The 11,457-nt window shown below is 55.7% G+C and carries 11 protein-coding genes; 2 read left to right on the forward strand and 9 right to left on the reverse strand.

Annotated features, from left to right (window positions below; translation table 11 throughout):
- Positions 1-15 precede the first annotated feature (15 nt).
- Both WM40_RS11945 and WM40_RS11950 read right to left on the reverse strand, forming a co-directional pair.
- Positions 16-1,893 carry a glycoside hydrolase family 28 protein gene (locus WM40_RS11945; protein ID WP_176025992.1) on the reverse strand — a complete coding sequence of 626 codons (1,878 nt, stop codon included), beginning with the start codon at positions 1,891-1,893 and terminating at the stop codon, positions 16-18.
- 742 nt (positions 1,894-2,635) lie between these two features.
- A complete protein-coding gene (locus WM40_RS11950) occupies positions 2,636-4,306 on the reverse strand; it encodes a methyl-accepting chemotaxis protein (RefSeq protein WP_046152948.1) in 1,671 nt (556 codons plus the stop codon).
- Positions 4,307-4,650: 344 nt separating this feature from the next.
- Here WM40_RS11950 and WM40_RS30090 point away from each other — a divergent pair, with 344 nt between their 5' ends.
- The gene (locus WM40_RS30090) at positions 4,651-5,073 is read left to right on the forward strand and encodes a hypothetical protein (protein WP_157685777.1); all 423 of its coding nucleotides are present in this window, start codon (positions 4,651-4,653) and stop codon (positions 5,071-5,073) included.
- Between the two features lie 60 nt (positions 5,074-5,133).
- Here WM40_RS30090 and WM40_RS11955 read toward each other — a convergent pair whose 3' ends face one another.
- Genes WM40_RS11955 through WM40_RS11985 form a run of 7 tightly spaced genes read right to left on the reverse strand, consistent with a single transcriptional unit; the run spans position 5,134 to position 10,114 of the window.
- Positions 5,134-5,802 carry a DUF1989 domain-containing protein gene (locus tag WM40_RS11955; RefSeq protein ID WP_236693483.1) on the reverse strand — a complete coding sequence of 223 codons (669 nt, stop codon included), beginning with the start codon at positions 5,800-5,802 and terminating at the stop codon, positions 5,134-5,136.
- Positions 5,799-6,602, reverse strand: a complete 804-nt coding sequence (locus WM40_RS11960) for an amino acid ABC transporter ATP-binding protein (RefSeq protein ID WP_024905444.1) — start codon at positions 6,600-6,602, stop codon at positions 5,799-5,801. The genes WM40_RS11955 and WM40_RS11960 overlap by 4 nt, the downstream gene beginning before the upstream one ends.
- A 5-nt stretch (positions 6,603-6,607) precedes the next feature.
- On the reverse strand, positions 6,608-7,282 hold the full coding sequence (locus WM40_RS11965; RefSeq protein WP_046152949.1) for an amino acid ABC transporter permease: 675 nt from the start codon (positions 7,280-7,282) through the stop codon (positions 6,608-6,610).
- A complete protein-coding gene (locus WM40_RS11970; protein WP_046152950.1) occupies positions 7,279-7,962 on the reverse strand; it encodes an amino acid ABC transporter permease in 684 nt (227 codons plus the stop codon). The genes WM40_RS11965 and WM40_RS11970 overlap by 4 nt, the downstream gene beginning before the upstream one ends.
- 18 nt (positions 7,963-7,980) lie before the next feature.
- Positions 7,981-8,616 (reverse strand): urea carboxylase-associated family protein, encoded by a 636-nt coding sequence (locus tag WM40_RS11975; RefSeq protein ID WP_024905441.1) that lies wholly within the window; start codon positions 8,614-8,616, stop codon positions 7,981-7,983.
- Positions 8,617-8,627: 11 nt separating this feature from the next.
- Positions 8,628-9,245 carry a DUF1989 domain-containing protein gene (locus WM40_RS11980; RefSeq protein WP_046152951.1) on the reverse strand — a complete coding sequence of 206 codons (618 nt, stop codon included), beginning with the start codon at positions 9,243-9,245 and terminating at the stop codon, positions 8,628-8,630.
- Positions 9,246-9,265: 20 nt separating this feature from the next.
- Complete coding sequence (locus tag WM40_RS11985) at positions 9,266-10,114, reverse strand: transporter substrate-binding domain-containing protein (protein ID WP_046152952.1); 849 nt, start codon at positions 10,112-10,114, stop codon at positions 9,266-9,268.
- A 278-nt stretch (positions 10,115-10,392) separates the two neighbouring features.
- Between WM40_RS11985 and WM40_RS11990 the strand changes: the two genes are divergently transcribed.
- Positions 10,393-11,277, forward strand: a complete 885-nt coding sequence (locus WM40_RS11990; protein WP_046152953.1) for a MurR/RpiR family transcriptional regulator — start codon at positions 10,393-10,395, stop codon at positions 11,275-11,277.
- Positions 11,278-11,457: the final 180 nt, after the last annotated feature.

The following is an 11,457-nucleotide window of genomic DNA, read 5'->3' on the forward strand; positions in this document are numbered from 1 at the left end:
CGAAAGCGTTTCAAATCAGCGCGTGTCGGTGATAGTGGTGTTGTTGTAGAGCTGTCCAGCAATTTTGACGTTCTGCAACGTGATCCCGTTGACGTTCCACGCGTAGATCGGTCCCGGCACGGTGGCGCTGGCGGGACCGACCGCGGTCGGCGAGCCGAAGTCGCAGTTCGAGATCGTCACGCCGCTGATGGGGGGGATCGCGGGTGTTGGTGCAGGGCCGTTATAGTCGAAGGCGACCGGGCCTTGCGCGACGATTGCCTGGAAGCATGAACCGGTACTGCCGCTAAGCGTGACGTTGCTCGCGGTGACGTTGGTGATATTGACGTTTTGCACTTGCGCTGGGCGCGTGCGAATCGCGTCGCCGGCCGGTTGATAATCGCAATCGAAGGTAATCAGGCCACCCTGCGATGCGGAGGGGTTGCTCGCGGATGCGGTCGCAACACCGAGCGGTACGGTGCTGTTGATCGGACTGCCTGCCAGTAGCTTGCTGCCATAGCCACCACCTGTCAGGCTTACGCCATTGGGTAGCGTGACACCGTCGACGTAGAAATTGCGAACGAAACCACCGCGGTTCATATTGGTCTTGATGCGGATCGCGATGTTCAACGAGTTGGTTGCCCAGAACTGATTTAGCATCGTCAGGTTGCGCGCGTAAATGTTTTCCACGCCACCGCCCATTTCGCTGCCGAGCGTAATACCGCCGTGCCCGCTGTTCATGGTGCAGTTCTGAACCACATGATTTTGAGCGGGTCCGTATTCCGTGTCGAGATTCTTGCCGGATTTGATGGCGATGCAGTCGTCGCCAGTGTTGAAGGTCATGCTGTCGCACAATACGTTATTGCAAGCGTCGGGATCGAAGCCGTCGTTATTCGGCCCGATGCTGTCCACCATCACGCCGCGGATCACCACGTTCGTGCAATCTGTAGGGTGATGCTGCCAGAACGGCGTGTTTTGGGTGTGGTAGTTTTCCATCAGCACGTTGGTGCAACCAATGAACTCGACCATGCAAGGGCGTAGGTAGTGGCCTAGCCCAAAGATGCGCTGCGCGACGGGCACGCCGGCTTCGGATAGCGCTGGGAGATAGTTCTGATCCTGTTGCCAAGGTGTTGCGGAATTAGTTAGTAATGCATATAGTGATGAAGAAATGCCAGGAACCTTTGTCTGCAGGTCAACGTTGTTAGGGTTCGCGTAGGATTGCGAGGGCGTCGATGAACTCGTGCAACCATAGGTCCCCGTGCTTCCCTTGTATGTCCACCAGCAGGTTGCCGTGTTGCCCGATCCGGTGAATGGCGTCATTGCCTGGCCGTTCAGGATGGAGGTCACGTCCTCGCCTGTCAGCGCGATGTTGGTGGCATTGCGCGCGTAGACAGGTGCACCGAAGTTAAGGCAGTCGTTGGCCTGCCAGCGGCTATAAAAAAGATTGCCATTTGTGCCGCAATTGACGGGTCCATCCTTGGCGTAGTCGGCGGGGTTAGGACTGAAGAAGATCGTGCAGTTTGCACTGAGATGAAAGTTGACATTACTTTGCAATACGATCGGCCCAGCGCAATACCAATTTCCAGCCGGCACCACCACGCGTCCTCCGCCAGCAGCCGTGCAGGCATTGATCGCGGCAAGGAAGGCCGGACGCGAGTCGAACGCGCCGCTGGCCTGAGTGACGCCCGAGCCCGGGCTGACGGGGGACTTTGTCGCGTCGGTGTACGGGCTCGTCTGGGCAATCACGGCACAAGGCTGCGCGCCGTAGTTCACGACCGAGAAATCGATGGCTGGAAAGGCGGACTGGGTAATGCCGCTTAGCGACGAAATGATATTTGTCGCGGCACCCGTTGGTCCCCAGATAGGATCGCCTGATGTGCCGGTACCGCTGCAGCCACCAAGTAAGTGGCTTCCCATTACTGCACCGCTATAGCAAAGAAAATGTCGTCTAGTAATCCTAAATGGTATGTGTGTTTTGTGATCGTTAGACGTCGCGTCGAGATTGGGGGCGGTCACTGCTGTCTCCGTCTTGGTTTTGTAATTTTGTCGATGTATACGCGTTAGCAGCACAACACTTCAGTCATACGACGACAGGTGAATCATACGCGCGTTGCGATAAATGGAACGTACGTGTCTACCCTAGTCATGCAGCACGAAATTTCGTCATTATTGCAATGTGTAAGGTGTATTTCTAAGAAAATTAGCGATCCAAAATGGGACGATCGCAAAATAATAGTTGCATATGATGGTCCATGAGACATTTAGATATGATGTATGACATCTTTAATAGTGGCGATCTGACAGACCAACATGCCGCTCTCTATTTTTGGGTAGTTATGCAAAGTAAAGAGGGTAAGCCAACCAAGTAAAGATGCTGGGCTTTCGGTTCAATTTCTTTGACTATGCCAATGCGTGGAGATAAGCGGTCGCGAAGAGGGGGGGCAGAAATTACTTACGGAGAAGGCGATCACTTCAAATCGCCTGACAAGACGTGGCCGCCAAACAGGAGGAGGGCAGCCTGAACATGTGGAAAGTAACTGCGAAGCGCGCCTCGGCATGGAAGACAACGCGATGTAATCGCCAGTTATTTTCTATCGATTATCCGCGCCATCTTCAAATTATGCACCGATCGGCGAACGGTGTGCCGAGGTTGTCGGCGTTATGCAGTCATGGGCGCCTGGGCAGGTACACGCGAGAGCGACTTTTTGGGCGACGCCCGACGAGCGGTTGATGGTTTTTGCACTGACTGCTGCTGAGTCGCGATTTGCGGTTTCACCTGGAAAATAGCTACCGCGTCGCGCAGGCTCTGCGCTTGATCTGCCATGGCCTGCGCTGCGGCCGAGGCTTGCTCTACCAGCGCTGCATTTTGCTGCGTCACTTCATCCATTTGGTTGACGGCAACGTTCACCTGTTCGATCCCGGTGCTCTGTTCTGTTGACGCAGACGCTACTTCTCCGATGATGTCGGTCACACGCTGCACCGAGCGAACCACTTCGTTCATCGTGCCGCCTGCATCGTGAACGAGGCGTGATCCAGCACTAACATGCTCTACCGAAGCACTGATGAGATCCTTGATTTCTTTCGCGGCGGTCGCGCTACGTTGCGCGAGCGTGCGTACTTCACCCGCGACGACGGCGAAACCACGTCCTTGTTCACCGGCACGCGCCGCCTCTACCGCAGCGTTAAGAGCGAGAATATTCGTTTGAAATGCAATGCTCTCGATGACCGAGATAATTTCGGCTACCCGCGTCGAGCTGTTTGAAATGTCTTCCATGGTTGATACTACCTTTTGGACAGCTTCGCCACCCGCGGCGGCTATTTGTGACGCTGTCGCCGCCAATGTGCTGCCTTGGCGCGCATTATCCGTATTCTGGCGGACAGTGGAAGTGAGTTCTTCCATGCTCGCAGCCGTTTCTTCCAGAGAAGCTGCTTGTTCTTCGGTCCGCTGTGACAGATCGACGTTACCTTGCGCGATCTCGCCCGCGGCGACGGAAATGGATTCCGCCGAGACTTTGATACCGGTGACGATTTCGCTTAGATTCCTCCGCATGGATTCGAGTGATGCCATCAGGCTACCTGTGTCACCCTCGGTTAGATGCATTTCAACCATAAGATTGCCACCTGCAATTTCGCGGGCGACCGTTTGCGCGTCGGCTGGCTCCCCCCCTAACTGTCGCAAGATGCTTCGAGTAATCAAAATAGCGGCCACGACGCCAATTGCCATTGCGAGTGCGATGACCGCCCACGTTACGCTGTTGATCGTCGCATAGGTCGCCGCTGCCTCGGCGGCAGCTTGTTCATTGAGCTCGTCTTCAAAATTGGCAAGTTCATCTAGGCGAGATATCCAGTCCGACGTTTTTTGCCAAGCTTGCTTGATCAACACCTCGGTCGCGCCCGCCTGGTCGTTTGCCTGGGCGAGGTTGATGGCGTTGACCCAAATCGGTTTGGTGGCGCCTTCGTCTATCTTTAGCTGGGCGAAGAGCCTATGTTCTCGCTCCGTAGTGCCTGATTCCTGGGCGAATATTTGTCCGAGCTTGTCATACGTATCCTGATAGGTCTTGTCTTGTGCCGCGATGCGCGCTATTTGTTGCGTGATTTGAGACTGATCGGTGAGTAACGCTACGTTTCGGATTGCGATCGCGCGATCACGCACCGTTGATTTGAGAGCGTTTGCCAGTCTTCCTTCTGTATTGTTGATGCGCGCAATTTCGTCTAGCTTGGTATATAACGTTTTTTCTGAATAGAAGCCTAATGCGGAAAGCAGGGCCAAGAGCGCAAGAACGAGCCCAAAGCCTAAAGCAAGTCGGGACGATACTTTCAATCCTTTCATTTTATTCGCTCCTGACGAGTAGTCGAACGTTTGTTTGTCGTTTAGCGGCAGGGCGTTTTTAAAATTTAGTAAATCGGTAAAAAATGGTTATTGTATTTTTCAATGAACTATTTTCCGATTGACGAAATATGACTATCGATGCGTCGTGCGCTTGGCTATCTGACGCCAATTAGAGATGAGTGTCTATCGTCAGAGAAAGTAATTTCTATGAAAGATTATTGTAATTAACTGTTTTTACTCTGAACGCTTCTCGGATTACATGATTGGTCATGCGAGTGTTGATTCAAGGCCTTAAATAGCGCGAGTGATAGGGCTTTACGCGTGCTGCCAGTGAATAGAGATTAATGAGCAATAGGCAAAAAATATCAGATATGCTCATTAAAGATAGCAAGAATCATATGATTTTTCACCAACGCCGAAATTTTGCACCACTGCCAGCGCCAGCTTTAGCCATCTACGATCACCTGTTAATAAGTCGTTTCGGCGTAATCGAATCTCTACAACAAAGCATCATGCACGTGCGCTATTTATCAAGTTGCAGTCGCCGCCGTGATTGCGATAATCCAAAGCGTTCGGCAATTCAATACCATTTCTATAGGGAAAGTGATCGAATATGCCGATCGCCGGATCAACCTATGGCGAAGCCGCGCGTGCTCCTGCGAATAAGACTAGAAGTTCAGGATCCTCTGTGGTTGGGGACTGGCGACAAAAGTGGACGGGCGCGCCGTAATAAACGCGCATTGATCGTTGCTGGCGAAAGCTTCTAGCGCCGGCACCTGGCCGCCACCTCCAGGCCATGCCAGGAGAGCGTAAACGTCTTAAACATCTTAGCAGGACGGCACCCACGACTGTGTACCTGGCAGGTCTGACCCGATGTTCTCCAGTATCGTAATTTCCACGGGTTTGGGCGTATTGTCGCCCTGGCCCTGAATCTTGACGATATCTTGCGGACAGGCGGAAAACGCGACGAAACAATCCATTTCCGCGCGCAATGTAATGTATTCGCCGGCCTTCGTCACGGTAGGCAAGGTAAGCAGGGTAATGCCGTCTGGTTGCACACGAATATTCATGAAAATGTTGAAGGACGCAAGGTTCGGGCGCGGAGGGGTCACGCCGAGTTCGAACATGCCTTCGAACATGTTGTCGCAGCAGTTCCGGTGATAGCCACGTACGCCTAGCAGTTCATACCGCTTGCGATCACAGGCAGCCATGAAGGTGTCGTGAACGCCTGGTGTCGTATCCTCGACCAGAGTCAGCACAGGATGACGTTGATTGGTCACGAAGCTGTCGCCGAGGATCGGGTTCAGCCGTTGATTCCATACGCGTGTGGTCTCCATGCACATGTATTCGTTGAGGTCATACGCATTCCAGGCCCAACAATCCACTACCTGGGTACCATGTGTGTTGACGATGCGTACAGCTTGACCTGTCTTCAGTCGAACCGCCTTGCCGTGACCGGCGGGAACGGTCGACGTCTGTTGATTCGTGTCGTTCATGGACATTTGGATTCCTGGTTGAAGCGAGTGAGAAATTGCTGCAGGCGGGGCGACGAAGGCGCATCGAGTACTTCTGCAGGCGGACCCTGTTCGACGATGCAACCGCCATCCATGAAGATCACGCGATCTGCAGCATCGCGTGCGAAACCTATCTCATGCGTGACGACAATCATCGTGGTGTTCTTTGCGGCGAGACCGCGCATTACCGCGAGTACTTCGCCGACGAGTTCCGGGTCGAGCGCGCTGGTAGGCTCGTCGAAGAGGATCACTTCCGGTGCCATCGCAAGGGTGCGAGCGATCGCCACGCGTTGCTGCTGTCCGCCCGACAGGTTGGCGGGCATCGCGGTATGCTTGCCAGTCAAACCCACTTGCCGCAGGGCCTCCACAGCACGTTCACCTGCGGCAAGGCTGTTCATCCGCTTGACCGATAGCAGGCCTTCCTTTACGTTCTCAAGCACAGTCATGTGCGGCCAGAGATTGAAGCTTTGAAACACCATGCCGATACGGCTGCGCTGCGCGCGTATCTCGTGGTCGGGGCGCGGCGTGGTCGACCCGTTCGCGTTTTCACGCAAACCGATTCGCTCATCGCCGATCCAGATGCCGCCCTCGTCGGGCGGAGACAGCCAATTCATACAGCGCAGCAGTGTCGATTTCCCGGAGCCGGATGGGCCGAGGACGCAGACGGTTTCGCCACGGCGTACGGTCAAATCGATACCATCCAGAATGCGGTTCGGACCAAACGATTTGACGATGCCGGTTGCCTTCAATGCTACGGGCACGGTGGTGCCGGATAGGTTCATGCTGTTCACCGGGACAAGGCGACTCGTTGGGTGCTGTCGAGGCGGCGTTCCCAATGGCGGGTCAAGAGGTGGATGACAGACGTCGCGGCCCAGTAGACCAGCGCGACGACGAAGTAGACTTCCAGTGGCGCATAGGTGTCGGACACGACGGCCTTCGCTGCGAACATGAACTCATGCACCGAGATCACGGACAGCAGTGCGGAATCCTTGAGCAGACCGATTAACAGCCCGGTCAACGTGGGAAGTAAGAGCGGCAGCGCTTGGGGCGCAATGATGCGTCGCGTGATTTTTGCCGGCGACATGCCGATTGCAATCCCTGCCTCAATGCTGCCCGCAGGCACGGCGTCGATAGCCGCATGCATGACTTCCGCGACGTATGGGCCATAATAGATCGCGAGCGTGGCGGTGCCAACCAGCGGAGCAGGCAACAGCACGCCAAAGTCCGGCAAGACGAAGAACGTCACATACAGTAATACGAGCAAGGGCAAACCCAGCGTCAACGCCGTATAGCCGCGAATCAATGTTACAAGCCATGGTGCGCCGCACCGCTGACCCATGGTCAGCAACCCACCGAGCAGGCTGGACATTACCGCCCCGGCCGCGCAGAGCCAGAGTGTGCCCCCAAATCCTTGTGCGAGGTCGCTCCAATGTCCGGAGAGAACGTCGAGGTCGAACCTCATCGTGTCGCTCCCGTAGCAATAGGCGTGGCGTGCGCCATGCGCGGCTTCTGCTGAATGCGTCGCGCGGCGTAGATCACCGGAAGCGCGACCGCTAGATAGCCAACGCTGACGATCAACATCACTTGCGTCGACGTATAGGTGCGGGCGATCACCATTTGTCCCGCATACGTGAGTTCGGTCACCGCCACGACCGACGCCAGCGGCGTGGTTTTCAGGAGGATCGTGAATTCGTTGATCAGCGCCGGCAGGCTCGCCCTCAGCACCTGCGGCAGCGCAATGCGTAATGCGATACGCCAGGGCGCCATGCCGAGTGCGATCGCCGCTTCATAATGACCGGTCGTGACGATCCGGAGATTTCCTCGGAGGATTTCGGCGGTGTAAGCGCCACTGTTCAGTCCGAGAGTTAGCGCCGCTGCCAACATCGGTCGACCGCCCAGACCAATAAGGGGCAGCGTGAAGAACAGGATGAAAAGTTGCACGAGCGCCGGGGTCCCCCGCATAAAGCTGATGTAGAGGCGGGCGGCCCAGCGCAACGGTGCGATACGCGTCAGTTGCATCGCCAGGGCGAGATGGCCGAACAGAACGCTGCCCGTCACGCCGAATAGCGTCAGTTCCACGGTCAGCAACCAGCCGTCGATCAGCGTAGGCAGGCTGTGGATCACTTGCGGGTCGAGGCCCATTGCGGCGCCCTCCTGAGATCAGAGTTCGTCGAGTTCTTCCGCAGCCGAAAGTGCGATCGCGCCAGGGGTGTCGTTACCTGAAATGCCAGTGCAACAGGCAGATACGATAAAAATCATATCCGTGACGACACGGCATGCAATGAAATCTCCCGAGCGCGTGGGGTTCGGCAGCGGTTCGATGCGGCCGTCACGATGCAGCGCGACATGCATGAAGAGGTTGATCGGGTCAGGTATCTTCGGCGGCTTGAGGCCGAGTGCGTCGATCACCGCCTTGACGGACTCGACGCAACCTGTCTGTCCGGCATGGCCTTGTTCGGCGAGATATGCGGTCGTGGATGCGGGGAGCAATAAGTCGTGCTTGCCGCTGGAATCCTTGCCCAGCACCATCATGGCGCGGCGACGATTGCTGACGAGACGCATGCCGGCCTGCAACACGTACGAATTACTGAACACTCGCGTGTGATGAACTGACAGGTAGACGTCGTCGTTGGTCTGACTGAATCCGAACATGGACGCGACCGCACCGGGTGCTTTCGCTTCAATGCGCAGGATCTGACCGGCTTTTACGTTGATAGCGCCGCTTTCCCCGGCCGGTACGAGGACGGTTTGCGGCGGCAGTGCAGGGCGGGAGGCCGGATCTTTTAGAAGCAGCATAATGTGTCGGTTCAGGCGACGGCGCGGGTCGCAGGCAAGATGGAAATGGCGATGTCGGTGACCTTGAGGCCGTTGCCCGGAATAATGTCTTGCGGGCATGACGACACTGCGCACACCAGGTCTTCGAGTACGTCGAAGGTGATGTGGTCCCCCGGCTTGCTGGTGGGATCGGTGACCTGCATGCGGCAGTCGGCGGTGACTGGCCCGTTCTGAAACAGATTGAACGGTTCGGGGACATCGAATGGTGCTAATCCATATAGCGCAAGTCCGGCGTGCATGTTGTCGAGACAGTTGCGATGTCCTGCCACGTTGAAATCAACCGTAAAGCGGGTGTCGTCGCACGCGGGGACGTTGGCGTCGTGAACACCGACCGTGTCCTCGATGACCCGCAATAGAGGGCGTCCCAGCGACGAATACAATGCGTCACCGATATTGAAAAACAGGGTGTGAAGCTGCCGACGCGTGTGGGTTGGCGAGAGCTTCTCGCGATGGTCGCCGGCGACGATGGCGACGAAATCGGCGGCCTGCTGGCCTTCGACATCGGTGATGGTCAATCGTTGGCCCGCCTTCACTTCGAAAGTACGGCCATGCCCCGCCTTAACGGTGATATTCAGAACTGGATCGGTCATTGCTGTTGAGTTGCTCGCTTTTACTGCTGAGGAACGAAGTTGGACGTGGGTGTATCGAAGCTCACGCCCAGATGTGTTTTTTGCAGACGGGTGAGTTCGCCTGATTTTTTCATGGCGATGATTTCGTCACTGATGGCCTTGTTCAGGCGCGCATCGTCCGGCCGCGTCGCCCAGGCGATCCATTGCGACGGACCGAGTTCCCCTGTGGATTTAAGTTTGCCAGGATTATGTTTGATGACGTCCGCGAGCACGGTCATGTCGTCGAACACAAAGTCCACGCGACGTGTCATCAATGCGGCGATCGTCTGATCCACACTGTCCACGCTGACTAACGTGATGGGGGCGAGCCCTTTCGCTTTCAGCGTTTCGTTGAATTGCTTGATGATCTGCTCGGGCGCGCTGGCGCTCTTGACTGCCGCGGTGAGGCCGGCAAGCGATTCGACGGTGGCTTGTGCTGGAATCTTATTGAAATCGGCACGTACGAGTGCGCCGTTGACGGTCTTGCTGGTGGGGACAATGTAAGCGAGTCGCTTGGCGCGTTCCGCGGTCACGTTCAATGCCGAACCCTCGATATCGAACGAATGCGCGAGCAGGCCAGGAATAATCCCACTGAATGCCATGCGCTGATATTCGATCTTCACGCCGAGATGCTTCGCTACCGCTGCCAGTATGGCCGGATCAAAGCCGACGATGTTGTTGTTCGCATCGGTGTATTCGTATGGCGAAAAAGTCGGATCGATCCCTACGGTCATCGTGCCGCGACGCTTGATGTCGTCGAGTGTATCGGCGCTCGCCGAGATCGTGTGAATCAACGCGGCGAATGGCAACAACGCGGCGAGGGCCATGCTGGAGAGGCGGCGCTTCGACATCGGTGGAACTCCCTTGAACAGGTGAACGATGCCGGATGTAATGCATTAACCGTACCAGTGGAATATCTGAAATAGATGTTTCTGATATTTACGCTAAAAAACATGTGTTTCTTAGATAGATTTCAAGAAACGTTGATTTCACGCATCGCCATGCTGCGTCTATAATGAAGCCGATGCGATGGTCCTGGTCCGCACTTGTTTCGTGCAGGGCAACCTGAATGCACATTTTCGGTGCCAAAATCGCACCATCACGGAAATCAAGGTAGTCAAGAACGGAAATGTCGAAAGCACAGATAAAAAAAGACAAGCGATCCCCGCCATCGATCGAAAGCCGGATTGCGGAGTGCTATGACGAACTTTCCGAGATCGATCAGCGTCTCGCGGATGTCATTTTGAGCGCGCCTGGACAACTGGCGATGCAAACCGCCACGGAATTGGCGACGACCGCGCAGGTATCGAAAGCGACCGCAACCCGTTTCTTTCAAAAGTTGGGTTATGCCTCTTATGAAGATGCCAGGGCTATTGCGCGAGCGGCACAGGTCGGTGGCTCGCCGCTCTATTTGCAGGACAGGGGACGCAAGACGGCCGGTTCAAGACTCGACGATGTGATCCAGGCCCATTTGCAGCATGAAGTTGAAAACGTGGCGAGCACTTATCGTTCGCTCGATACGCAAGTGCTCAACGAGGTAGTCGATGCAATCGCGCAGGCGCGACGCGTGGCTATCATAGGCTATCGACATAGCCACACGATCGCCACGATGATCCGTCGCGAACTGATTCAGGTGCGCTCGGATGTGATGGTATTGCCCGCGCCTGGGGATACCGTCGGTGAGTACCTCGCGGATCTGAACGAGAAGGATGTCGCTGTTGTCATTGGTTTGCGTCGCCGTGTTTCGGCGGTGGGCCTGACCGCCGCCGCTCTGGCCGAAGCCGGTGTCCCGATTCTCTATATGTCGGACGTGATCGCGGGGAGACCGGCGCGGCTGGCGCGCTGGGTGATACGATGCCATACAGATGGTTTGATGCTGTTCGACAGCATGTCGGGGATGACATGCGTGGTCAACCTGATTTGCTCGCTGGTCGCGGAACGCTTGCTTGATCGAGGCGGCAGTCACTTGCAGCGCGTCGAAGTGCTGCACGAAAACTTGCGTGAACTGGAGTAAACCAGCGATCAGCAATGCACGCATCACGGACTGGACGCCATCGATAGCAATGGATTTGCTTTGAAATTGACCATTGCTACGGTCACAAATTCAAGACGCACGAGCCCCAATGTCGACCTATTTTGTCCAGGTTGTTCATCTCCTTATTTTTAAGCGGCGTCGCTCAATAGCGAAGCGCTT

Origin of the sequence: Robbsia andropogonis (genome assembly GCF_000970345.1) — a bacterium.
GTDB classification, from domain to species: domain Bacteria; phylum Pseudomonadota; class Gammaproteobacteria; order Burkholderiales; family Burkholderiaceae; genus Robbsia; species Robbsia andropogonis.